Origin of the sequence: Marinobacter antarcticus (assembly GCF_011049865.1) — a bacterium.
In the GTDB taxonomy this organism is placed as follows: Bacteria; Pseudomonadota; Gammaproteobacteria; order Pseudomonadales; family Oleiphilaceae; genus Marinobacter; species Marinobacter antarcticus_A.
In genome coordinates this window covers 1-23,106 of the sequence record NZ_DRGY01000038.1, presented here as the reverse complement: position 1 = coordinate 23,106, position 23,106 = coordinate 1, and the positions used below count along the sequence as shown (strand labels likewise).

The 23,106-nt window shown below is 54.0% G+C and carries 25 protein-coding genes; 16 read left to right on the top strand and 9 right to left on the bottom strand.

Features of this window, described 5'->3' with window-relative positions:
• Window positions 1-192, top strand: a 192-nt coding sequence (locus ENI00_RS04970; protein WP_304099738.1) for an IclR family transcriptional regulator domain-containing protein, incomplete at its 5' end; no start/stop codon positions are given.
• A gap of 31 nt (window positions 193-223) precedes the next feature.
• Here the strand turns inward: ENI00_RS04970 and ENI00_RS04965 are convergent.
• Complete coding sequence (locus ENI00_RS04965; RefSeq protein WP_304099736.1) at window positions 224-1,126, bottom strand: LysR family transcriptional regulator; 903 nt, start codon at window positions 1,124-1,126, stop codon at window positions 224-226.
• Window positions 1,127-1,233: 107 nt separating this feature from the next.
• Between ENI00_RS04965 and ENI00_RS04960 the strand changes: the two genes are divergently transcribed.
• From ENI00_RS04960 to ENI00_RS04925, 8 genes are all read left to right on the top strand, one after another.
• Complete coding sequence (locus tag ENI00_RS04960) at window positions 1,234-2,358, top strand: muconate/chloromuconate family cycloisomerase (protein WP_304099733.1); 1,125 nt, start codon at window positions 1,234-1,236, stop codon at window positions 2,356-2,358.
• Window positions 2,359-2,372: 14 nt separating this feature from the next.
• Window positions 2,373-2,663: a muconolactone Delta-isomerase gene (gene catC / locus ENI00_RS04955; RefSeq protein ID WP_304099730.1), complete on the top strand. Its 291-nt coding sequence runs from the start codon at window positions 2,373-2,375 to the stop codon at window positions 2,661-2,663.
• A 113-nt stretch (window positions 2,664-2,776) separates the two neighbouring features.
• Window positions 2,777-3,718 carry a catechol 1,2-dioxygenase gene (catA, locus tag ENI00_RS04950; RefSeq protein WP_304099728.1) on the top strand — a complete coding sequence of 314 codons (942 nt, stop codon included), beginning with the start codon at window positions 2,777-2,779 and terminating at the stop codon, window positions 3,716-3,718.
• Window positions 3,719-3,750: 32 nt separating this feature from the next.
• Window positions 3,751-5,127, top strand: coding sequence for a Rieske 2Fe-2S domain-containing protein (locus ENI00_RS04945; RefSeq protein ID WP_304099726.1), 1,377 nt, complete (start codon window positions 3,751-3,753; stop codon window positions 5,125-5,127).
• Complete coding sequence (gene benB, locus ENI00_RS04940; protein ID WP_304099723.1) at window positions 5,124-5,615, top strand: benzoate 1,2-dioxygenase small subunit; 492 nt, start codon at window positions 5,124-5,126, stop codon at window positions 5,613-5,615. The genes ENI00_RS04945 and benB overlap by 4 nt, the downstream gene beginning before the upstream one ends.
• Window positions 5,616-5,635: 20 nt before the next feature.
• Window positions 5,636-6,664 carry a benzoate 1,2-dioxygenase electron transfer component BenC gene (gene benC, locus ENI00_RS04935; RefSeq protein WP_304099721.1) on the top strand — a complete coding sequence of 343 codons (1,029 nt, stop codon included), beginning with the start codon at window positions 5,636-5,638 and terminating at the stop codon, window positions 6,662-6,664.
• Entirely contained in the window at window positions 6,661-7,440 is a 780-nt protein-coding gene (gene benD, locus ENI00_RS04930; protein WP_304099718.1) for a benzoate diol dehydrogenase BenD, read from the top strand. The genes benC and benD overlap by 4 nt, the downstream gene beginning before the upstream one ends.
• Before the next feature lie 141 nt (window positions 7,441-7,581).
• A complete protein-coding gene (locus tag ENI00_RS04925; protein ID WP_304099714.1) occupies window positions 7,582-8,754 on the top strand; it encodes a benzoate/H(+) symporter BenE family transporter in 1,173 nt (390 codons plus the stop codon).
• Window positions 8,755-8,800: 46 nt separating this feature from the next.
• Here ENI00_RS04925 and ENI00_RS04920 read toward each other — a convergent pair whose 3' ends face one another.
• On the bottom strand, window positions 8,801-9,484 hold the full coding sequence (locus ENI00_RS04920) for a type 1 glutamine amidotransferase domain-containing protein (RefSeq protein WP_304099711.1): 684 nt from the start codon (window positions 9,482-9,484) through the stop codon (window positions 8,801-8,803).
• A 283-nt stretch (window positions 9,485-9,767) separates the two neighbouring features.
• Here ENI00_RS04920 and ENI00_RS04915 point away from each other — a divergent pair, with 283 nt between their 5' ends.
• The 3 genes from ENI00_RS04915 (at window position 9,768) to rarD (ending at window position 12,244) form a co-directional block, all read left to right on the top strand.
• The gene (locus ENI00_RS04915; RefSeq protein ID WP_304099708.1) at window positions 9,768-10,538 is read left to right on the top strand and encodes a substrate-binding periplasmic protein; all 771 of its coding nucleotides are present in this window, start codon (window positions 9,768-9,770) and stop codon (window positions 10,536-10,538) included.
• Between the two features lie 46 nt (window positions 10,539-10,584).
• On the top strand, window positions 10,585-11,010 hold the full coding sequence (locus tag ENI00_RS04910; RefSeq protein ID WP_304099705.1) for a hotdog fold thioesterase: 426 nt from the start codon (window positions 10,585-10,587) through the stop codon (window positions 11,008-11,010).
• 343 nt (window positions 11,011-11,353) lie between these two features.
• Window positions 11,354-12,244 carry an EamA family transporter RarD gene (gene rarD, locus ENI00_RS04900; protein ID WP_304099702.1) on the top strand — a complete coding sequence of 297 codons (891 nt, stop codon included), beginning with the start codon at window positions 11,354-11,356 and terminating at the stop codon, window positions 12,242-12,244.
• Window positions 12,245-12,247: 3 nt separating this feature from the next.
• On the opposite strand, the gene ENI00_RS04895 is transcribed toward rarD, so the two are convergent.
• Window positions 12,248-13,129, bottom strand: coding sequence for a LysR family transcriptional regulator (locus ENI00_RS04895; protein ID WP_304099699.1), 882 nt, complete (start codon window positions 13,127-13,129; stop codon window positions 12,248-12,250).
• Window positions 13,130-13,283: 154 nt separating this feature from the next.
• Between ENI00_RS04895 and ENI00_RS04890 the strand changes: the two genes are divergently transcribed.
• From ENI00_RS04890 to ENI00_RS04870, 4 genes are all read left to right on the top strand, one after another.
• A complete protein-coding gene (locus tag ENI00_RS04890; RefSeq protein WP_304099696.1) occupies window positions 13,284-14,153 on the top strand; it encodes a cation diffusion facilitator family transporter in 870 nt (289 codons plus the stop codon).
• Between the two features lie 110 nt (window positions 14,154-14,263).
• Window positions 14,264-15,940, top strand: coding sequence for a methyl-accepting chemotaxis protein (locus ENI00_RS04885; protein ID WP_304099693.1), 1,677 nt, complete (start codon window positions 14,264-14,266; stop codon window positions 15,938-15,940).
• Window positions 15,941-16,082: 142 nt separating this feature from the next.
• The gene (locus tag ENI00_RS04880) at window positions 16,083-17,129 is read left to right on the top strand and encodes a TRAP transporter substrate-binding protein (RefSeq protein WP_414674210.1); all 1,047 of its coding nucleotides are present in this window, start codon (window positions 16,083-16,085) and stop codon (window positions 17,127-17,129) included.
• 477 nt (window positions 17,130-17,606) lie between these two features.
• Window positions 17,607-18,101 (top strand): extracellular solute-binding protein, encoded by a 495-nt coding sequence (locus ENI00_RS04870; RefSeq protein ID WP_304099690.1) that lies wholly within the window; start codon window positions 17,607-17,609, stop codon window positions 18,099-18,101.
• Window positions 18,102-18,132: 31 nt separating this feature from the next.
• Here the strand turns inward: ENI00_RS04870 and ENI00_RS04865 are convergent, their stop codons facing one another.
• From ENI00_RS04865 to ENI00_RS04840, 6 genes are all read right to left on the bottom strand, one after another.
• A complete protein-coding gene (locus ENI00_RS04865; protein ID WP_304099688.1) occupies window positions 18,133-18,576 on the bottom strand; it encodes a universal stress protein in 444 nt (147 codons plus the stop codon).
• A 35-nt stretch (window positions 18,577-18,611) separates the two neighbouring features.
• Window positions 18,612-19,898, bottom strand: coding sequence for a TRAP transporter large permease (locus ENI00_RS04860; protein WP_304099686.1), 1,287 nt, complete (start codon window positions 19,896-19,898; stop codon window positions 18,612-18,614).
• 39 nt (window positions 19,899-19,937) lie between these two features.
• Window positions 19,938-20,531, bottom strand: coding sequence for a TRAP transporter small permease (locus tag ENI00_RS04855; RefSeq protein ID WP_304099684.1), 594 nt, complete (start codon window positions 20,529-20,531; stop codon window positions 19,938-19,940).
• Between the two features lie 122 nt (window positions 20,532-20,653).
• Window positions 20,654-21,682: a TRAP transporter substrate-binding protein DctP gene (dctP, locus tag ENI00_RS04850; RefSeq protein WP_304099681.1), complete on the bottom strand. Its 1,029-nt coding sequence runs from the start codon at window positions 21,680-21,682 to the stop codon at window positions 20,654-20,656.
• A gap of 97 nt (window positions 21,683-21,779) precedes the next feature.
• Window positions 21,780-22,331, bottom strand: coding sequence for a YqiA/YcfP family alpha/beta fold hydrolase (locus ENI00_RS04845; RefSeq protein WP_304099679.1), 552 nt, complete (start codon window positions 22,329-22,331; stop codon window positions 21,780-21,782).
• Window positions 22,332-22,357: 26 nt separating this feature from the next.
• Window positions 22,358-23,106 (bottom strand): MsnO8 family LLM class oxidoreductase (locus tag ENI00_RS04840; RefSeq protein ID WP_304099675.1); only part of this gene is annotated, 749 nt, incomplete at its 5' end.

Genomic DNA, 23,106 nt, shown 5'->3' with positions numbered 1-23,106 from the left:
TGCATTGTCGATCAGGAACTGGATTCCGGGCTTCGCTCTGTCGCCGTGCCGGTTTTCGCGGGCGACGGTGAGTTGTTGGGCGCAATCAACATCAGCACCAACGCCGCGCGGGTAAACATGGAGACGCTGGTGGGAGTTTACTTGCGCCGCTTGCAAAAGGCCGCGGAGATATTGCGGCAGACGATACGGTGAGAGTGCCGCGTTTGAACGCGCCCATGGTGAATCAGGGATAGCGCCCGGTCAGTCGATTTTCCACCAGCTCATCCAGAATGGTATTGGCCAGCCGCATCACTGCGTTGGGATTCTCGCCTTTTCGCCTCGAGGCAATCACCGGCACCGTAATGCTGTGGTCGTCCAGGGGCATGTAGTCCACGCCTTCCCTGTGCACGCGCCGAATCTGTTCTGGAACCAGCGTAAAACCCATATCCGACGCCACCAGAGACAAAGCGGTTTGCACGTCATTGACCTGCTGCATCACGTTAACGCGCAGGCCGTAACGATGGAACAGGCTCTGGGTCATGTCTGCAAAATTGGGGCCGGGAGTTGAAGGGAAGGTAATCATCGGCCATTCCGACAAGTCCTTAAGCGTGGGTGGGCGCTTGGTGAGAGGGCTGCCGGCGGGTATCGCGGCAATCATGGGCTCGTCAAATAACAGTGTTTGTTCCACGTCGGGATCTTCAATCCGCACGCGACCAAAGCCAATATCGATCTTGCCCGCTTTTAGCGCATCCACCTGCTCCCGTGTCTTCAGTTCATGAAGGACAATCTCCAGATTCTTGTTGCGCCTCAAGCGTCTGACCATAAATGGCAGTTGCCCGTAAAATACGGAGGGCACGAACCCGATCGAGAACAGCGTTTTTCGATGCTGTGCAATCCGGCGAGTGTCGTTAATCGTGCCGGACACTTTGTTGAGAATCTGCCGCGCCTGTTCCAGGAAATATTCTCCGCCAGTGGTCAACTGAAGCCCCCGGGGTTTGCGGATAAATAGCTCTACCCCCACCTCCTCTTCCAGTTGTTTGATCGCCCGGGTTAGGGGCGGCTGGGCAATAAACAGCTTTTCTGCCGCCCGGGTCAGGTTCAAGGCTTCCGCTACCGCTACGAAATATCGTAAGTGCCTAAGCTCCACTCATACCTCCAGGGTATTGGTTATTACTTAATCAATATTAGCGCAGGTGCGTAGAACTGCGTACTGTTCAAAATATAAGCTTTTTCTACTTGCGATTTGGAGAGTAAATGTTCGCAACAATTCGGTCCATTGAAGCCATTCTGGTAGACATACCAACCATTCGGCCGCACCAGCTGGCTATGACAACCATGGGGGTTCAGACCATGGTTATCGTGCGAATAAAAGACTCCGAAGGGCTCGAAGGGTTAGGCGAAGCCACGACCATAGGCGGCCTGGCCTACGGCCAAGAGAGTCCTGAAAGCGTAAAGCTTACCATTGAAGCCTATTTCAAGCCGCAACTTGTGGGGCGGCCTGCAGATAACATCAATACCTTGAGGGTAATGTTAAATCGCTCAACCCGAGGCAACAACCTGGCGCGGTCAGCCATTGAAACCGCGTTGCTGGATTTACAAGGAAAGCGGCTGAATCGCCCTGTATCTGATTTGCTTGGGGGTGCGTTGCATCAGCATATTCCGGTGCTTTGGACATTGGCCAGCGGCGACACCGCCAGAGACATCGACGAAGCGCTGAGCTTATTGGTGCAAAAACGCCATTGCGATTTCAAATTGAAAATCGGATCGCGCCGGGTGATGGATGACGTTCGCCACGTGGCGGCGATTAAGGAGGCAGTGGGAGAGCAGGCAAGTGTGCGTGTTGATGTGAATCAGGCTTGGGATGAAATGACAGCGACCAAAGGAATGGCAGAGCTGCAGGCGGCCGGCATTGATCTGGTTGAGCAGCCCACTCCGATGAAAGACCTCGGTGCCTTGGTTCGACTCTCCCGGAAGTTTCATATCCCGATTCTGGCGGACGAGTCCATAGCCGACGCCAAAGATATGTTTGCCCTGGCCGCCGCAGGTTTTGCTGGAGCCGTGGCAATGAAAATCGCCAAAGCCGGCGGCCCTACTCGTGCTCTGGAGCAGGCAACCGTTGCCCAGGCTGCGGGTATTGGCTTGTACGGCGGCACCTTGTTAGAAGGCACGATTGGGACGGTAGCGGCCCTGCACGCCTGGTCCACTTTGGAGACCCTGCATTGGGGCACGGAGATGTTTGGACCGTTGCTTATGAAGGACGACATCGTAACCAAGCCGCTGAATTTTTATGACAACGGCGTTGATCTTCCGGCGGGGCCGGGGCTGGGTGTCGAAATAGATGAAGACAAGCTGGCTGAGTATCGCCGCAAAAATCAATAACCGGAGGCGTTTGCATGCTGTTCAAAGTTGAAATGAAAGTCAATCTACCCACCGATATGCCTGCAGACGTCGCGGTTGAGATCAAGACACGCGAAAAGGCATACGCTCAGGACCTGCAGCAACAGGGCAAGTGGCGCCACTTGTGGCGTGTAGCCGGCAGTTACGCCAATGTCAGTATTTTCGACGTTGAAGACAACGCCGAACTACAGGAATTGATCAGCAATCTTCCGCTGTTTCCCTATATGGACATTACCGTCGCGCCCCTGTGCCGTCATCCGTCGTCCATTCACGAAGACGATCGCTAAGCGCGAGCTGTTAACCACGTGCCGGTGCCTTCGAGGGTGGGGGACGGCATATTTAACGTTGCCAATTGAACGCTGTCTTGAGCAACAAAAATAAAAGATCGAGGAGATTAATAATGACCGTTAAAACTATGCAATCAGCCGATGTTAAAGAACTGCTGGATAAAGTGGCTGGCTTCGACAGAGCCGGCGGAAATGAGCGTGTAAAAAAAGTTGTTCACCGCCTGATGCACGACCTGTTTCAGATCGTTGAAGATTTTGATGTCACCCCGGAAGAGTTCTGGAGTGCCGTTTATTATGTCGGTGAATTGGGCGCTAATGGCGAAGCCGCTTTGCTGGCACCCGGATTGGGCATGGACCGGTATCTGGATATCCGCCAAGACGCGGAAGACGAGCAGGCTGGCTTGACTGGCGGCACGCCCCGCACTATCGAAGGGCCTCTTTACGTCGCAGGGGCGCCACTGAGTGATGGTTTTGCCCGCATGGACGATGGCTCTGATGAACACGCTGAGGTGGTTCTGATCAAGGGTCAGGTTACTGACGAAAACGGCGAGCCGCTGGCCAGCGCCATCGTGGATATCTGGCATGCGGACACCAAAGGTGCCTACTCGTACTTTGACCAGTCACAGAGCGAATACAACCTGCGCCGTCGTATCAAGACGGATGCCCAAGGTCGTTACGCCGCTCAAAGCATCATGGCGTCTGGCTACGGTGTTCCGCCCGAGGGCTCTGTTCAACAGCTTTTGACCCAAATGGGCCGCCATGGCCAGCGCCCTGCGCACATTCATTACTTCGTGTCGAAGCCGGGTTACAAGCATCTGACCACGCAGATCAACATTGCCGGCGACGAGTACACCTATGACGACTTCGCATTCGCAACGCGCGAAGAGCTGGTGGTGGAAGCCAACCGTGTTGAGCATTCCGAAACCGCTTCGAAGCACCATTTAAGCGGGCCGGTCACCGAGGTTGAATTCAACGTCGTTCTGGTTGCCACGGATAAAGCAGAACTCCAAGAACGCCACGGACGTCAGCGCGCTCTGCAAACAGACGCTGCGTAAGTGCCATCCAAGAACAAGACGGAGTGAACGACATGACTACCAAACTCGACAAGCTCGAAGAGAAGGTGCGCAATGCAGTCGTCGCGGATCCAGAGACCGGCCGTTATCAATGCGATCGCGGCATATTCACGGATCGGGAACTGTTCGACCTGGAAATGAAGTACGTCTTTGAAGGCGGCTGGGTGTATCTGGCTCACGAGAGTCAAATTCAGGAACCCGGGGATTACTACACCGTCACGGTTGGTCGCCAACCAGTGGTCGTTACCCGCACCAAAGATGGCGAGCTAAAAGCCATTCTCAATACATGCTCTCACCGTGGTGCCACCCTGTGTCGCAAAAAGCGGGGAAATAAAACATCCTTTACCTGCCCGTTCCACGGCTGGACCTTCCGTAATGACGGCCAACTGCTGAAAGCAAAAGACCAGAAGGTGGGGGGTTACCCGGACCAGTTCAATACCGATGGTTCCCACGATCTGAAGCAAATGCCGAAGTTTAGCAATTATCGTGGTTTCCTTTTTGGCAGCCTGAGCTCCGATGTAGTGCCGCTCGAAGAGCATTTGGGCGAAACCACTAAGATTATCGACAACATTGTGGATCAATCCGAAGACGGCCTGGAAGTCCTCAGGGGCAGCTCGACTTACACCTACGACGGCAACTGGAAGCTGACCGCGGAAAACGGCGCCGACGGTTACCACGTTGGTACCGTTCACTGGAACTACCTGTCGACTATGGGGCAGCGCAATTATGACAAGGGGGGAACCGAGGCGGTCGACGCCAAGAGTTGGTCGGCACAAGGCGGTTTTTATACCTTCGAAAACGGCCATATTATGCTGTGGACCCGTTTGCTGAACCCGGAAGTGCGCCCGATCTTCAGTCAGTTGGAGCGCCTGAAAAAGGCCTACGGTGAGGCCCGTGCCGATTCTATTGTTCGTACCACCAAAAATCTGTGTGTGTATCCGAACGTTTACATTATGGATCAGTTCTCTACGCAAATTCGTGTGACGCGACCGATTGACGTTAATAAGACGGAAGTAACGATTTACGCGTTCGGTCCAAAGAACGAGCCCGCTGAACTTCGAGCCAAGCGTATTCGTCAATATGAGGACTTCTTTAACGTGACGGGAATGGGGACACCGGACGATCTGGAAGAGTTCCGTGCCTGCCAGAACGGTTACGAGGCCGGCGGTATGCGCTGGAACGACATGAGCCGTGGTGCCAAGCACTGGATTGACGGCCCCGACGAACACGCTGACCAGATTAACATGAAGCCGCTCATGAGCGGCGCCAGGCCCGATGACGAAGGCATCTACGTGAACCACCATCAACACTGGCAAGGCGAGATGACTCGCGCGATTCAAGCCGAGCGTGCGCGCTTCATTCCAATAACGTCAGGGGAGGAGTCCGCATGAGCCTCAGCTATCACGATATCGAGCAATTCATCATCCGCGAGGCCCGTTTTCTGGACGACCGGGAATGGGACAACTGGTTGTCGTGCTATCACGAAGATGCCACTTACTGGATGCCCGCTTGGGACGATGATGGGGAGTTGACCGAAGATCCGCAAAGCGAGATATCGCTCATCTACTACCCTAACAAGGATGGCCTGGAAGATCGGATTTACCGGATCAAGACGGAGCGTTCCGGTGCCAGTTCCATGCCGGAACCACGGACAACGCATTTCACGAGCAATCTGGAGATTCTGTCCCAGAACGACAGCGAAGTGAAACTGCGCTTTAACTGGTTGACCAAGGCCTACCGCTATAAGAAAACGGCTGAGTTTTTCGGGACGTCTTTCTATACGTTGGACATCACCGGCGAACAGCCGTTGATCCGTGAGAAGCGAATCGTTCTGAACAATGATTGCATCCATCAGGTGCTGGACGTTTATCACCTTTAATTGATGGGGAGAGCATCATTATGAGTTATAACATTGCACTTAACTTTGAAGACGGCGTTACCCGTTTTGTGTCCTGCAATGAAGGCGAAACGGTTCTTGATGCCGCCTATCGTGCAAAGATAAATCTGCCTATGGATTGCTCGGATGGCGTTTGCGGCACTTGCAAGGGTGCTTGCCACCAGGGCGAGTTCGACCTGGGTGACGAGTACCTTGACGAAGCGCTGTCTGAGGAAGAGGTTGAGCGGGGCATGGTTTTGACTTGTCAGATGGTGCCCTCCGGTGATTGTGTGGTGGAAGTCCCGGTGGCTTCCAGCATGTGCAAAACGGGGAATGCCAAAAAAACCGGAACGGTAACCGAAGTAAACCTGATTTCACCCACAACCATCGAATTGAAGATCACGGCAGACGACGACTTGGCGTTTCTGCCCGGGCAATACGTGAAAATTCAGGTGCCAGACACGGAGGAAACCCGCTCGTACTCCTTTAGTTCAAAGCCTGGTAGCCGTGATTTGAGTTTTCTGATTCGCAATGTGTCGGGCGGTCTGATGAGCTCGTGGCTTGTAGGTAAAGCTCGCACTGGTGATAAGGTAAACCTGACAGGGCCTATGGGCAGCTTCTACCTGCGACCTGTTGAGCGGCCAATATTGATGCTTGCCGGGGGAACCGGCCTGGCACCGCTGTTAGCCAAGCTGGAACACATGAAGGCTAACGGATGCAGCGTACCGACACACCTGGTTTACGGGGTCAGAAATGACGACGACCTGGTGTGCTTGGATGCTTTGGATCGCTTCGCTGAGGATATTGATACGTTCAGCTACGTGACCTGTGTGTCCAGCGACGAAAGTGATCATCCGCGCAAAGGGTACGTCACGCACCACATGGACAACGCGCCACTTAATGAGGGCGATGTGGATGTCTATTTGTGCGGGCCACCCCCTATGGTCGATTCCGTGCTTGGCTACTTCCGCGAGCAAGGTATCAAGCCGCACTCCTTCCACTATGAAAAATTCACACCGAGTGAATCAGGATCCGGGGAGAAAGTGGCATGAAAGCCCGCTTCACCAATAAAGTGATGGTGATTACCGGTTCCGCCCAAGGCATTGGCAAGCGTGTTGCCGAATTGGCAGCCGCTGAAGGCGCAATCTTGCTACTTGTGGATATCGCGGATTATGTGCACGACGTTGCAGCAGAACTTCGCGATCAGGGTGCCCGCGTGATTGCCGTTCAGGCCAATCTGGAGACCTGGGCCGGCGCTGAAAGCATTATGGCGGAGGCCCATAAGCAGTTCGGCCGGATTGATATTCTGATCAACAATGTGGGCGGTACAATCTGGGCACAGCCCTTTGATCAATACACGCCTGAACAGATTGAAAAGGAAATTCAGCGCTCACTGTTCACAACGCTGTGGTGCTGCCGCGCCGTTCTGCCTTATATGCTGGAACAAAAGGGCGGCGTGATTGTGAACGTATCGTCCGTGTCAACACGCGGACTGATGAGGGTGCCTTACGGCGCGGCCAAGGGGGGCGTGAACGCTATGACTGTGAATATGGCGTATGAGTACGCGTCGCACAATATCCGGGTGAATGCCGCCGCGCCCGGCGGAACCGAGGCGCCACCGCGGCTAACGCCGCGCAATGCCAAAGAGCAGACTGAGCAGGAAAAGACGTGGTACCAAGGGTTGATCGACCAGACGACGGAAAACAGTTTTATGCACCGTTACGGTACCTTGGATGAGCAGGCAGAACCCATCCTTTTCCTCGCCTCGGATGCCGCCAGTTACATTACTGGAACGGTGATTCCTGTGGCTGGCGGCGATTTAGGCTAAGCGGGTGAGAATCACTTGCCGATGACGTTATCAGCGGCACGGTACAAGTTATCAAGCCCCTCCTTCTTTGGCCCCGTTGCTTAATGTCCGGGGCCTTTTTCATGAGCCGAATTTAGAATAATCAATATCGGGTTCACACTTATGTCGAGACTACTGAAAGACCTTTCCTTGCCGGCTATTGTCGCCGGCTTTTTGGCTGTTCTGGTGTCCTACTCAGGGCCGTTAGCCATTTTTTTTCAAGCTGGGGCGAGTGCGGGCATCTCCACAGAGATGATGACCTCCTGGGTCTGGGCGATTTCCATGGGGGCGGCCATATCCGGGATCGTTCTATCAATCTGGTTGAAAGCGCCGGTGGTGACGGCCTGGTCAGCACCCGGCACAGCCTTGCTGGTGTCGCTGTTCCCGGGGCTGTCGCTGAACGAGGCCGTGGGTGCTTACATAACAGCCGCCATAATTATCTTTATCATTGGTGTTTCGGGGACTTTTGATGCCTTTGTTCGCGCAATTCCCAAGGGTATTGCTGCGGGAATGATGGCGGGCATACTGTTCCAGTTTGGTGTGGGAGCATTCACGGCCATTGAAACGACTCCGGCTTTGGCCCTCGGTATGCTGGCTTGCTATGTCGTATTCCGGCGCCTGTTCCCAAAATATACCCTGGTTTTGTTGTTAATTGCCGGTGTTATCCTCGCCGTTGCCTTGGAGGGAGCGTCGCTGTCTGGTGTGCGCTTGAGCTTGGCGGTTCCGCAATTCATTAAGCCAGAGTGGTCACTAGGTTCCACCCTGAGCCTGGCGGTTCCGTTGGTTTTGGTGAGCCTTACGGGGCAATTCCTTCCGGGGATGGCAATCATTCAGGGGGCAGGTTACCCAGTTAAGGCAAAACCGATCATTGGCGTAACCAGTTTGGTGTCATTGCCAATGGCGTTTTTCGGCGGCATAACCACCGTAGTAGCAGCGATTACGGCGGCGATCTGCACGAGTAAAGATGCCCATGAAGATCCGTCTCGACGATACATCGCCGGGGTGTTTAACGGCGTTTTCTATCTTGTGGGTGGCCTGTTTGCCGGAACCATTGTCAGCCTGTTTACATCACTGCCTGCAGCGTTTATTGCCGTGCTGGCGGGGTTGGCTCTACTGGGTGCTATTTCCGGAAATCTGTTTTCCGCGTTGGAAGATGCGAGTCATCGTGAAGCCTCTTTGATTACGTTTGTGGTTACGGCGTCTGGCATGTCGTTATATGGACTGTCTTCCGCGTTTTGGGGAGTGGTTATTGGTTACGGATGCTATTTGGTGCTCAATACACGAGCAAAATCCTGAGAACTGCGGCAGATGCCGTTTTTCATCTGCCGCAGCCTCAATATCGTCAGGCCTGCTGAAGCGCCTGCATTACAGCCTTGGCCGTACCCTCTGATGAAGCCGGGTTCTGGCCGGTGATAAGCTTGCCGTCTACCACAATGTGCGGCGCCCAGTCTTCACCTTTGGAGTAGGTTGCAGTGTTCTCCTTCAGCATGTCTTCGAGCAGGAAGGGCACGACCTTTGTCAAACCAGCCGCTTCCTCTTCGCTGTTGCTGAAACCTGTGACTTCGCGGCCACCCACAAGGTTCTGTCCGGGTTTGATTTCCACGTTTTTGAACACAGCGGGGGCGTGGCACACAGCGCCAATCACTTTGTCTTGCTCGTAAGCCGATTTGATCAGAGCCACGGATTTGTGGTCGTTGACCAGGTCGAACAAGGGGCCATGTCCGCCGGAGTAAAAGATGGCATCAAACTCGTTCATCTCAACATCGCTGAGCTTTTTCGTGCTCGCAAGTGCTTCTTTGGCGTGGGCGTCTGCCTCAAAACGGCGGGTTGTGTCGGTCAGCGCCTCATCGGCTTCGCTGTTGGGATCAACCGGTGGCTTTCCGCCTTTTGGCGATGCGATGGTCACGTCTGCACCCGCATCGCGGAATACATAATAGGGTGCTGTGAATTCTTCCAGCCAGAATCCGGTTTTGTGGCCGGTGTCGCCCATTTGGTCGTGGGAAGTCAGAACCATGAGAACTTTCATAGAGCGCGTCCTTTTCGTTGAGTAGTAAGAATCACCTGTTTTTACCAGACTTATCACGTTAGTTGTGTTGTTTACGTGCTAATTCAACCTTGGTAGCGAGCGTCTTTTATGAAAATCTGGTATTGAAGTGGATGAATCAGTACGCTCAGACATTAACGGGCGCGCCGGGTTTTGGTTCCTTCCCGGCTTCAACCGACGCTTCTTTGCTCCCGGAAACAGGATGATCGTTCATTTGTCAGGCTTCAGGAAAAAGACAGTTGCCGCTTTAAGCCGGCTATTCCCTGTGCTTTTAGCTCTGATGGTTTTTAGCGAAGCCGGGGCCGCAGAGCCTCTGTGTAAAACGCTGATGGCAAGTGGCAATCCGGAGTATCCACCGCTGCTGTGGGAAGATGCTCGGGCTCCGAAACACCTCACGGGTGCTGCAACAGCCTTGCTGGAAGAGGTTCTTGAGCCTCTTGGAATGAAACTGGAGGTGCGAAACCTTGGTTCCTGGGCTCGAGTTCAGCGCCTTGCAAGGATGGGTGAGCTCGATATGATTGCGGGTGCGTTTATTAATTCAGAGCGCATTCAATACATGGATTATCTGCTGCCGCCTTTTACGCACCTGCCTACGGCTGTTTGGGTGCCCAAAGAGCAGGTGTTTGAGTATCGTCATTGGCCTGATCTGGAAGGTAAAAAAGGAAGTACGTTGATCAACAACAGTTTCGGGCAGGGTTTTGATCGCTATGCTAACGATAAGCTTCAGATTGTCAGTGTCAGAACCATAGAGCAATCCTTTGAGATGGCCCTGGCCGGGCGTGTTGACTACGTTTTGTATGAGCGATTACAGGGGCAGGTTAAACTTCAGCGCATGGGGTTGGCAGACAAATTTGTCGCACTGGATGTGCCCATCAGCAACGAAGGACTTTTTTTCACGTTTTCCAAAAATTCGAAATGCAATACGTTCGAACTCCGTGAACGCATTGCAGATCGTCTTTACAAACTGATCAACTCGGGCCGTTTCGCCGAACTTATCAGCGAATATACGGCCCGTTACATGTATCTGCAGCCTTAGTTGCTGCGAGACACGCCTTTTCAATCCGTCAGAGAGTTTTAACAGCATGGCAATTTGGACCCGTAAACCGGACCTTGAGCATCTGGCCAAAGCCAGCGCTAATACCGCTGTCAGCCATTTGGGCATTGAGTACACCGAAATCGGAGACGATTACGTGACCGGCCGCATGCCGGTTGATGAGCGCACGGTGCAGCCTTTTGGCATTCTTCACGGAGGAGCGTCGGTGGTGCTGGCAGAGACGCTGGGCAGTATGGCCGCTAACTGCTGCCTGAAAGATCCGAATACGGTTGCAGTGGGGCTTGAAATCAACGCCAACCATATTCGTCCCGCCGCCAAAGGCTGGGTTTACGGAACGGCCAAGCCTATTCATATTGGTAGCGCGACGCAGGTGTGGGAGATTCGAATCGAAAACGGAGAGGGTAAAACCACCTGTATCTCTCGCCTGACGATGGCGGTTACAAAGCGACCTTAGAGCCTCTCCAAGACATTGCAAGGCCATCTTAAGCTCAACCAAACCTGTTGTTGTTAATCGAATGATGGCAGTTTTGGTTAGGTGGAGATTTTGCAGTAAACCACGATGTTTATGCCCCGGTTTGCCAGATCAGGGTCATTGCTGAACTTGAACTCCAGAAAACCGCGGGGGATGTTTGTAGCTTGCGGAATGTGGCTCTGGCGCTACTCATCCCCTTCGCGAGCATCCAGTAGCAGGTCCTCCTTACGATGAACGTGTTGTCAGATTCAGGCATATAGCCCGAGCGCGTCACCCGCCTGATGTGTTAAATTCTTTTCAATAATGTCATGAGGAAGCTATTAGTATGGCTGCGCAGGAAACCCGCAAAGGCGTTCTTTACGGTTTGTTCGCCTACACCATGTGGGGCTGTTTTCCGCTTTACTTTGCGCTGTTTGAGGGGGTGGCTGCCTGGGAAGTGGTTGCGCACCGGGTAATCTGGTCGTGTGTTTTTCTGGCTGTGATCATCACTTTTCTGAAACGTTGGCAACCTGTGAGGGCGGCACTGTCGCAGCCTGCAAGGCTGGGGTTTGTTCTCGGGTGTGCGGTGTTTATTGCGGTGAATTGGGGCGTGTATATCTATGCCGTAGAAACCCGGCAGGTGCTTCAGGCCAGCCTTGGCTACTTTTTGACGCCCCTGGTGAACGTAGGGTTGGGCATGCTGGTGCTCAAAGAAAGAATTTCCCGCTTGCAGACGTTGGCGGTGGTGCTTGCGGGTATTGCCATTCTCTACCAACTGGTTCTTCTGGGTGTGGTGCCCTGGATAACACTCACGCTGGCGTTCAGTTTTGGAACCTACGGGTTGCTTCGCAAACAGGTACCGTTGGACGGACTCTCCGGCCTGTTTGTAGAAACCCTGCTGCTGTTGCCCGTGGCGTTGCTGACACTGGTGGTTGTGGGCTACGTTGGAACGTCTCACTTTTCCGAGGGCGCATCAATGACGCTCTTGCTGATGTCCAGCGGCATTATCACGGCGATTCCCTTATTGGCTTTTGCCGGAGCGGCTCGCAGGTTGCGTCTGTCGACCGTTGGCTTTCTTATGTACATCAATCCGACGATCCAGTTTCTGATTGCCCTGGTGGTGTTTAACGAGCCTCTTAGCGCGGAAAAGCTGGCAAGTTTCATGATGATCTGGGTGGCGTTGGGGTTATATTCGTGGTCAGCCTGGGCCGGGCGCAGCAAGCCTGCGCCGGTATAAGCCTTATTCCACCGACTCCAGATAGTGTTCCAGCTCCGCCGCGAGCCAGCCTACAACAGCGCCCCCTTGCGCCTGTTCGGATTCCAGCGCGCTGAATCCTTTCCACCACTTGGCGCTGCGGTGGTGAACGATATTGATTTCTCCCCGCTGCAGCGCGTCTGCTATCAGCGGTAAGGGCAGGTCTGCCCACCCGGCACCGTCAATAACCGCATCCCGGATCAGCTCGTATTGGGTAAACGCCAGGTAATTGGCTGTTTCCGGAGATTCGGCTTCCAGCCGATCGTTCTGCATGAACGCCAACGTGACTTCCGTATAGCTGATGAGGTCGTCCTGGGTTACTCGCTTCAGTTGGCTCAGGGGGTGGTCGGGTGCGGCAACCGTGAGCATGCGCACATCGGCAAGTTCGCGAAACCATTGGTAACCCTCGCTCTGAAGCGCTGGCATGAGGCCGTAGGCCACGTCAACGGATTGGCTTTTAACCAGCGGCGGCAGTTCTCGGGGCGTGGCCAGGTAAACAGAAAGACTGGTTTGCGGGAAGCGAATCTTGAGACGACGCAAAAGATCCCGCCATACGGGTTCTGGAATTGAATCGTCCCGGGCTATTCGCAAAACCGACTCTGCGCCACTGAGATGATGCTTGCAGCGTGCAAAAATGTGTCCGGCCACCTGATCAAACCGCCGGCAATCCGTAACAATGGCTTGGCCGACGGTGGTTAACTGAAGTTGATTGCCGCTGCGCTCAAACAACGCTACCCCGAGCTCGTCTTCCAGTGCTGCGAGCGCCGTGCTTATGGTAGTGCGGCTCCGGTTAAGCTCCCGGGCGGCCGCCGCGATGGTGCCATTGCGCACCACGGCGAGGAACACGTTGACTTGCGATGTCTTCATAAAGCTTTCTCCTGATAAAGCTCGCCCCCGGCTTTTACCGGATTCCTTCCTGATTCGTCCCTGGCTTTCCGTGAGTGACGGTTTTCCCGTCGGCCACCGACTCACGCCGGCAAGTATCCGCCGATAATATGCGGGTAATTCATGGGAGATCAAAATGTTTCAGTTTATAGCGCGGGAAAATATGGCGCTGAGTGTGTCTGCGGTTGCAGCCGCTCTGTTTGCGACAGCGGGTATCAGCTGGGGATTGTGGATTGATTCACTGGTTATTCTGTTTGACGGTGCCTATTCGCTGGTAAGTCTGTTGCTGTCACTTTTGTCGTTATACGCTGCACGGATTGTCCGCCGCCCGGCCAACGAAGACTATCCGTTTGGTCGCGGTGCCGTTGAGCCTCTGGTGATTGCGGTTAAAGGATTGGTGATTACCCTGGTCTGTGTGTTGTCTCTTGCCGCTGCTATTGCGGCGCTGCTTGAGGGTGGTCGTGCCGTTAGTGCTGATAAAGCGCTGGTATTTGCGGGCGTCAGCGTTTTGGGTTGCGCTGGCGTATGGCTTTATCTGAGGTGGGCGCAGGGTGGTAGATCGTCCGGGTTGGTTGTAGCCGAGCAGCGGCAGTGGTTTATGGATTCTGTGCTCAGCGCGGCGGTGTTGCTGGGGTTCGGGATTGCCTGGTGGCTGGAGCAGGGAGCATGGTTTGCCTGGGCCGTTTACGCCGACCCGGTAATGATGATCATTATTTCTGCTTATTTCATATTTATACCGGTGAAAATGACGGTTGGTGCGGTTCGGGAGCTCATGTTGGCTGCGCCCCCGGCAGAGTTTGTGGAAGAAGTTCACGAAGCCCTGAGTTCCTTTGGCCTTGTTCCGGGACAGGTAAAAATGGCCAAGGTTGGCCCTAATCTGATGATGGAGATCAGTCTTCCCGCTAACTGGCCCGGACGGGCAGAACCCCTGAAATCGAATATTTTGCAGCAACTGGCTGGTCTTCCGGTGCGCCCGGCGATTTTCATTCGCAGTCTGGTCCGTTAACTAGGGTGCAGCTCCCGATTTTGTGTAGAATTATGATTAAGTTGTATTCAAGATGTTTCGGGTTCTGTCGATAAGGGATTAAGACAACGCTTCCCCAAGGACCTGCCGTAATGAATGTTCTGAACAACCTGCGCATACGAACCCGCCTGCTTCTGGCAGTGCTGATACCTGTATTGGTCACGGCGGTCACTGTCGCCTGGATTTCTGTCAGCCAGATAGAGGCCAACGGAGAGGCAGAGTTAAATCGCCTGGAGTCCAGTCTTCTGGAGGGTCGAAAGGCCGGCCTGAAGAACCTGATTGATGCTGCAAAAGCCGTCGTGTTGGAGGCTAAAAATAATCCTGCGTTTTCCGAAGATGAGGCCAAGGCTGCAGCGGCGTCGCGTTTGCGCTCCATCCGGTTTGAGAAAACAAACTACGTCTTTGCTTACAGACGGGATGTATATAACCTGGCATACGCTCCAGATCCTTCCAAAGAAGGCCCGAGCAATAATCCTACGCTTAAGCGACTGGTTGGTGCTCTTTTCGATGCCGGTGAGTCTGGAGGCTACTACGGCTACGATTGGATGAACCCGGCGTCCGGTAACGAAGAACCCAAGGTTTCCTATTCCACGATCATCCCGGATTGGGACTGGATGATCGGTGCCGGCGTCTACGTGACGAATATTGACAAGAAGGTCGCGGCTGCCCGGTTGGAAATCGAGGAAAATATAATCGCAACCCTCGGCTTGATTCTGCTGATCACCGCCATCGTTGTGATCGTTTCGTTGATGATCGGTGTTTTTGTGGGTCGCACCGTAACCCGGCCATTAAAGGTCGTCAGCGATATGATGCAGGAAATAGCCGACGGCGAAGGTGATCTGCGCCAGCGCCTGCCCGAGGAAGGCAGCGACGAACTTTCGGAGCTGGGTCGTCGTTTCAATGCCTTTGTGATCAAGATTCAGGCGACTATCCGGGAAGTTGGCGCTACAACGGACCAGGTTGCGTCGGCGGCCGAAGAGTTGAGCCGCGTTGCCAATGAAACGCGGGCGTCGGTGCAGGAACAGGGCTCGGAAACCGATCAGATCGCCTCCGCCATTAATGAGATGGCGGCAACGATCCAGCAAATTTCCGGTAACGCCAACGAAGTTGAAGGCGCTGCATCGGACGCTGATCGCATGGCCAAGGAAGGTGGTGAAACCATTGCAAGTGCTCAAAATGCGGTAAACAAGTTGTCTGAGGAAATTCAACAAAGCGCTCTCAGTATCAACGCGCTGGCTGAAAAATCAGACGATATCCAGCAGGTTCTGGGTGTGATTCAGGCCGTCACTGAACAAACGAATCTGCTTGCACTGAATGCAGCCATAGAGGCCGCCCGGGCAGGAGATCATGGCCGCGGTTTCTCGGTGGTCGCGGATGAAGTGCGCCAACTCGCCCGACGCAGTGCGGAATCTGCAGATGAGATCCGCAAAATGATAGACGGCTTCGTTAGCGAGTCACGCTCTGCCGTGGAACGCATGAACCAGTCCCGGGATCGTTCCTCTGAGACCGTAGAGCGTATTAATCACGCTACGGGCGCCTTGGTAACCATCGAAAAGTCCGTCGGACAAATTCACGATCAGGTTACCCAGATTGCCACCGCGGCAGAGCAGCAAAGCCAGGTCGCAGAAGAAATTAATCAGAACGTGGTGCGTATTGTCGACGCAGCACAGCGCAGCGATACCGGTGTTACCCAAACGAATGAAGCCAGCCACGAACTGGCCCGACTGGGCGAACATTTGCGGGATCTGGTGAGTCAGTTTAAGGTCTGAGATGCTGCATTCGGGCCTTTTTTCAGAGGCCCCCTTGGCGCGAGGTGCGATCAAGAGCTAATATTGCAGACGTTCGAACAATAACAACGTGACAAAACAAAACGATAAAATGGTGCCAACGATGATGACTCGTCTGTTCAGAATGGCAGCGGTAACGCTGTTGTTCTCTGTTAGTTCGCTCGGCGTAGCAGCGGAAAACTACACGCTGCGGCTTGCACAAACCTGGGGCACCAACGCGCCGATTCTGGGTGAAACCACCATACATATGGCTCAACTGGCCGAAGAAATGTCGGGCGGCCGTCTGAAAATTCGAATCGACAGTGCTAACAAGCACAAGGCGCCTTTTGGTATTTTCGACCTGGTGCGTAATGGCCAGTACGACATGGGTCACACCGCCTCTTATTACTATAAGGGCACGATTCCAAACGCGATGTACTTCACCACAATTCCTTTTGGCATGATCGCCCCCGAAATGTACGCCTGGTTTTACTATGGCGATGGCATGAAGTTGATGCAGAAGGTTTATGAGCCGTTCGGTTTGCTGTCCTTTCCGGGGGGTAACACCGGCAACCAGATGGGCGGCTGGTTCAACAAGGAAATCAATTCTGTAGACGATCTCAAAGGATTGAAAATGCGCACCCCCGGGTTTGCGGGCGAGGTTATGTCTGAGCTGGGCGTAGCGGTTACCAACTTGCCCCCGGGTGAGCTTTATACCGCACTTGAGCGCGGCACGATTGATGCACTTGAATGGGTGGGGCCGGCGCTTGATTTCCCTATGGGCTTTCACCAGATCGCGAAATACTACTATTCAGGCTGGCAGGAGCCGGGTGCAGAAACTCAGTACCTGATTAATCAGAAATCCTGGGACAAACTGCCGAAAGATCTGCAGGCAATCCTGCGGGTCGCCATGCGCACAGCCGCCTATGACATGTACATCCAGACTACCCACGAAAGCGGTGTGGCCTGGGCACGCATGAAAAAAGACTATCCAAACGTAACGCACAAAACGTTCCCGCCGGAAGTCATCGAAGCGATGCGTAAAGCAACGGACAAGCTGCTGGCAGAGGCGGCTGGTAAAGACGAGCTGGCAAAAGAGATCATCAACTCTGAAGAAGACTATTTGAAGCAGGTTCGTCAGTGGACCAACATATCCGACAAAGCCTACCTGGATAGTGTTGCCGGCCAATAAAGCTCTTCCCATGATAGGGTCCCCGGCTGCTTCTGCAGCCTGTGGGCCTTGTTATCAGAACACACCTCATTAATGCAGCGCTCTTTCTGAGAAAATACGCCGCTTATTCCTTGTGCGGGGCTGATGACTAAAACACTCTTATCGCTGAGCGATATAAGCAAGCAGTTTGGCAGCAAAACCGTATTGGATAAGCTCAGCCTCACTGTTAACAATGGCGAGCTTTGAGCTCCCCCAGCTTTCCGGGTTGTGTCACCGGATGACACCGAGGGTGTGGCGGGCCAGTGTGATGACACGCGGCGCCGCGAACTTTATTTCCCTGCCGTTGAACCTCGATGCCTACCGGCAATTGCTCAGCCCGTTGTACCTGCAGGTATTTCTGCACTCCCTGTATATGGCGGCGATGACCACGTTGGTGTGCCTGCTGATTGGGTATCCGTTTGCCTGGGCGCTGTCGCGCGTGGAAACGCGCCGTCTGACATGCGCGAAGTATTCCACATGGCTCTGCGCGTTTTGGGTTACTCGGGCAACAGTACCGATCCGCAACAGATTGAGCAGGCCTATCAGAAGCTGGTGGAGCTCATGCCCTCCGTGCGCACGTTCAACTCAGATGCACCCCGCATGCCGTTTCTGGAAGGTGAGGCGGATGTGGGTATGATCTGGAATGGTGAGGCCGTAATGGGTAAGGAGAGCCTGGACTCGCTGGCGTATGTGTACCCGAAAGAAGGGGTGATTGTCTGGATGGACAGCTTTGTGATCCCCAAGAACCCCGAAGCCGCTCACAAGTTCATCAGTTTTGTTTTTCGGCCAGAAATCGCGGCGCTGATCAGCGAAGACATCGGCTATGCCACGACGGTATTGCCCAGCTATCCGATTCCCAACAACATGGTTAACGCCGAGTTCCAGAGCGATATCGGGGACGATGCGATGCAAGTCTATGCAAAATACCGGGAAAAGCTGAAATCCGGGCTTTGAACCTGAACCCAAGGCAGTCTGAGATTGCAGCTCAAACTACCAGCACCGGGCACTTGGCTTGAGAGGCCACCCGGTGTGAAACACTGCCCAGCAGCATTCCGTCTTTGTCGCTGTGAGTGCCACGGGAGCCCACCACGATAAGATCGGCTTCCTTGTCCTCGGCAAATTTTACGATGACCTTTGACGGCCGCCCGGCCTTTACAAAGCCGCGAACTTTTTTTGCCCCATGCTCTTGTGCCATGTCCTTGGCATGATTGACCACTTCTTTGGCGTATTCAGACAGAACCTTGTCTGGAATATCCATGCCGGCGGGCCGGCCAATGGAGAGTGATGCTTCAAACAGGCTGTGATGCTTATACACGCAGAGAATGAAAATTTCCGTGTCCGGGATGATCTTTTGTAACTCAATCGCCTTATCCAGCGCGTTGAGCGAAGTTTTAGAGCCATCCACTGCCACCAGTATCCGTTTGAACATTATTTTCTCCTTAACATTCCAGAACCCGTTGCATGCTAATCTGGAAAGGCAACATCACGCAGGAACAAGGCAATTTGCGGGAAGGCAATGATCAGCCCTGCAGCCACGATCAGCATGATAATAAACGGCGGCGTGCCCCGGATAACTTCGAAATAAGGTCGTTTGAAAATCGCAATGGCTGTAAAGATGTCGCAACCAAATGGCGGCGTTGCCGAGCCAATTGCAACCTGCAGGGTAATGAGTACACCCACCAGCACCGGATCCAGGCCCGTCGCTTGGATAGCGGGCGCAAAAATTGGCGTCAGTACAAGAATCACAACGATGGGATCAACGAACATACAGGCAATAAAGAACGAGACACAGATAGCGATAAGTACGCCAATCGGGCCAGCTTCGTTAACGCCTACAGACTCCAGTATGGCCTGCGGAATCTGGGCAAAAGAGATAATCCAGGAGAACCCGTTGCCCACGGCTACCAGAATGAAAACCACGGCCGTGATCAAGCCGGTGGACTTGGCAATCTTGTAAATCTCGCCCAGCTTCAAAGAGCGGAAAACAATGAACTCCAGCAAGAACGCATAGAGTACGCAAACGGCGGCCGCTTCGGTCGGGCTGAAGATACCGCCGTAAATGCCACCAACGATAATAACCGGGAAAAACAGGGGCCACAGAGCGCCACGAACAGAGAGCGCACGCTCGCGCCAGGTTGCTTTGGGCTCGGTGGGCACGTTGTTTTTGTAAGCGTAGAACAGGCAATACAGCGAGAACATGAACAGGATCAGCAGCCCCGGGCCTATGCCCGCGATGAACAGCTCCGCGATGGATGTCTGGGAGATAACCCCGTAAATGATCATGCCGATGCTGGGCGGTATCAGGAAGGCGATGTCACTGGCGTTGATGATCAGCGCCAGAGTAAAGGAGTCGGAATACCCTGCCTTGAGCATTTTCGGGCGAAGGGGAGAGCCAACGGCTACCACGGTGGCCTGGGTGGAGCCTGAAACGGCACCAAACAGCGTGCAAGAGGTCGCGGTACTGATCGCCAGCCCGCCTTTTATATGGCCTATGAAGGCCATAACCATGTTGATCAGCCGGTCCGCAGACTGGCCCCGGGTCATGATGTCTGCGGCGAGAATGAACATGGGTACCGCAATAAGTGATGCAGGCCGGATGCCCCCCATCATTTGTTGAACGAATGTGCCCATCTGACTGAAGCCGTCGAACATCATCACAAAACCAACAACGGCGGCGGTGGTCAGTGGGATCATCATCGGGAAACCGAGCAGCAGCAGCCCGATCATGATGATCATTAGAATTGTAGCCATAGGTTTGCCCTTTTTTATCGTGCCCGGTATGAAACCGGATCAGACTTCCGATTCTGAATCAGCGTAACCATCGATCACGCCAGTGGAGAGGTAAACGTCCTCACTGGTGAAGTTCTTGACGGCTGTGAGGAGGTATTGGATACCGGTAACCGCGAAGCCTACGGGCACCCAAATATAGATCCACCAAATTTCAAAACCGAGCGCTGGTAAAATACGGCCACGGCCGTACAGCGTTTCTATGTATCCGAACGAGTGGTAGCACAGGAAAAACATCACCAACGATGTGAACAGGGCAATGACAATCATTAATATTTTGCGACCCTTGGGCGGGAGCGCATCATAAACTGCGGACATCCGGATATGGCGTCCGTAGCGTGCCGCATAGCCGATACCGGCAAAGGTAACCAGAATAATCAGGATGCGGTTTATTTCGCCAGAGAAGAAGAAACCCTCACCAAACACAAATCGCGCGATAACGTTCACGACGGTGTTGATGGCCATAAGGATGACGCCTGCGGCCAGAATAACGGCCTCAGCCTTGGCGATCCATCCGTCTAACGTTCCCAGGAACCCGGGCAGGCCGGACTCAAAAGTACCGGTATCATCGTCTATCTCCGGGGAGTTTTCGGACATGGGGTCTGCTCCAGATCATGTCGCTCCCGGCCTGACATTACTGCTTGGCGGGGCGGGGTTAGTTCGTTAACGTCATATAAGGTGTCCGCCGGCGGGTGCCGGCGGACGGGAACAACACAGAATCAGTTGCTCTCTACTTCTTTCAGGTCTTTCTTGAACTGTTCCAGCAGGTCTTTGCCGCCCTGGCCCGACAATTCAATGAATTTCTTCTCAACCTGTGGAGCCTTGGCTTTGAACGCCTTGATCTGTTCTTCGTTCAGGCGCGTTACAGTAACCTCATCGCTGGCTTTCTCGATTTTCGCCAGTGCTTCGTCCGCCAGGCCGTCAATGTGAACAACAATTTTCTCGAAGGCATAGTCTGCAGCGTCTTGGATAAGTTTCTTATCCTCATCTGACAGGCCGTCGTAGAACTTTTTGTTGGCCATGGTCGCCGTAGTGAACCAGCCGTGGCCGGTAAAGATCAGGTTGGGTGACACTTCATACAGGCCGCCGGATTCGATCCAGAAAATCGGATTTTCCTGACCGTTGATCATGTTGGTCTGAAGTGCGCCGTAAACCTCACCCCAGGGCAGTGGTGTGGGTGTCGCGCCGAATGCCGAGTAGGTTTCCGACAGCAGTGGGTTGGTCATAACCCGGATCTTTTTGTTCTTCATGCCTTCGGGGGTCGTGACTGGCTCATCCAGAGTAATAACAAATTCGCCTTCCGGATACATTTTCAGAAGCTCAAGGCCTTTTTCAGCGTAGAGTTTCGGAAAGTCTTCGTTGATCGCTTTACTCTCGCGGAAGAACTTGATGACCGTATCCATGTCGGTGGGCATCAGGTAAGGAATGAAGAAAATCTGCGCTTCCGGAATCAGGGCGCCGGTAAAGCCAGGCGACTGGTTAACAAAGTTCAGGATGCCTGCCTGGGCCTGCTCCATGATGTCGTCTGATTCACCAAGCTCTCCAAAGCGATAGACCTGGAGGGTGTTATCGGAGTGATCTTCGATGTATTCCTTGAATTTATAAGCGTATACGTCCTGTACATCACCTTCGTATTCTTCATGCGCATAACGCCAGTTGGCAGCGTTCACGGCGTTTGCCGCCGTCATTGCGATCAATGCGAACGCTGAAATTCCGGCCAGTTTCTTGAATTTACTCATGCTGCTCATCGGGTTTTCTCCGTCCGTTTTGTTACAGATAATTATTGTTACATTGCACAAGACTGGCAAAACTTGGCGACTTTCGCAAGAAATTGACCTATTTGGTTTATTCTTGACCAGCGCTCATTTTCTGAATGCCGGCCCGTGAAAGAAAGATTTGGAACTCGTCAGTCACGCGGTCAATGCTGTTCCCCAGCCGGTGACCGTCGGGCAACATCAGCATCGGTAGCGCTTGCTGCCGGGCGAGCTCGACAACCGGCAGGGCAGGCACAACGTCATCATCCCAACCGTGAATAATCTGTACGTACCTCGCCTGAACACGCGGGTTTGACTGCGGATAGTTCGGAAGTGCCAGTGCGGGAGCCAACAAGAAACATCCCAATACCTGTGTCTGTGCGCTGGTTTGTGCGCAGACCCAGCCCCCCATACTGGAGCCGGCCAGAATGATTGTTTCCGGCGCCGCACCGCTGGCCGCAATGGCATCCTGCATCTGGGTAAGGCGAACCGCGGGGTCTTTGCTGCTGCGGTGGTCAATTGCATAAACCCGAACGTTGTAGAAGGTCTCTGCCAGGGTCTTCAGAGCCTGGATTTTGGTGCTTTTGGGGCCGCTCTCAAGCCCGTGAGAGAGGAAAATATGCGTTGTTGTTGGTTTGGCCATGGATCGGTTTTCCCGGAAAGGTTGTGTCAGTCGGCCCGGGTCCGGTCGAGTATGTCCAGAGCATGACGGCGTTTCTCAGGATCGTAAATGTCCACTGTGAAGATCAACTCGTCCACCGTTACGCTGGCCAGCACTTCGTTAAGCTGATTTTTGATGGCGGCGGCATCGCCAAGTAATTGGAGCGCGAGGAAATCTTTCACCGCCGCCCGTTCGCCCGCATTCCAAAGGCCATCCATAGAGCCCACCGGTGCTTTCATCCACAGGGGCTGGCCCCTGAAAAGGGAGAGGATGCGTTGGTAGCTGGTGGTTGCCAGATGCTCTGCTTCTTCCATGGATTCTGCGGGCACGGCGGGAAGCGCCAAAATGGAATAGGGCTGTTTCAATTGTTCCGACGGCTGAAAGTTGTCCCGGTAAACCTTTAACGCCTCGCGATACAGACGCGGAGCGAAATGCCCCGCAAACGCATAGGGCAAACCGCGCATGGCGGCAAGCTGAGCGCTGTAGAGGCTGGAGCCAAGCAGCCAGATTGGCACATTGGTGCCCGCACCCGGGATGGCTTTAACCGCTTGGCCCGGTTGCAGAGGTGCTAACAGGTATTGCAGCCGTGCTACGTCTTCGGGGAACTGTTCCGCCCCCACGCCGTCGCGGCGCAAGGCGCGGGCCGTTACCGGGTCTGTGCCGGGCGCCCTGCCAAGGCCCAGATCAATCCTGCCGGGGTAAAGGCTTTCCAGAGTGCCGAATTGCTCGGCGATGACCCTGTCTCTTATACACATCT